Origin of the sequence: Bradyrhizobium sp. 61 (assembly GCF_023073075.1) — a bacterium.
In the GTDB taxonomy this organism is placed as follows: Bacteria; Pseudomonadota; Alphaproteobacteria; order Rhizobiales; family Xanthobacteraceae; genus Bradyrhizobium; species Bradyrhizobium barranii.
Map to the genome: position 1 here is coordinate 1 of NZ_JADPIU010000018.1, position 586 is coordinate 586.

Sequence of the window (586 nt, forward strand, 5' to 3'; positions counted from 1 at the left end):
GGCGATGATGAAGGACTCCGTGTACTGGTAGGCGACGAAGCCGGCATAGCCGCCGATCATGAACATCGCGCCATGCGCGAGGTTGAGCACGCCGAGCGTGCCGTAGATGATGGTCAGGCCGGAGCTGATCAGCGCGAGCAGGGCGCCGAGCGCGAGCCCGTTGAAAAGCTGCGAAACGAGGTTGGGCCAACTGATCATGCGACAATCGCCGTTGTGACGCGCCATGGTGCGCGTCAGAAAAAGGTGACGCCGCAGGACCAGAGTGCAGCCCGCGGCGTCACAGGGGTTAGCGCGGGCTCAGCTGTAATCGCCGGGATGGCAGCCGAACGCGTCCGGCTTCTGCATCAGGCCTTCACCGGGGACGATCTCGACGACGTCGTACCAGTCTTCCTTGTTCTTCATGTCCTTCTGCTGCTTGCCCTTCACGATGATCACCGGGCGGACGCATTGGTGATCCTCGGGGCGGTAATGCACGTCGCCGACCAGGGAGGGGATCGTCTCGCCCTTCTCGTAGGCCTTGATCACGTCGGGCGGATTGAAGCTGCCGGCCTGCTCGCACATGTGGGCCCAGTGCGCGAAGCTGACA

General features: G+C 63.3%; 2 pseudogenes. Both read right to left on the bottom strand.

The features are described from left to right. Positions 1 to 198 (bottom strand): annotated as a pseudogene (locus IVB46_RS08285) (branched-chain amino acid ABC transporter permease); the annotation flags it as partial. A 99-nt stretch (positions 199 to 297) separates the two neighbouring features. Beyond that, positions 298 to 586 (bottom strand): annotated as a pseudogene (locus IVB46_RS08290) (branched-chain amino acid ABC transporter substrate-binding protein); the annotation flags it as partial.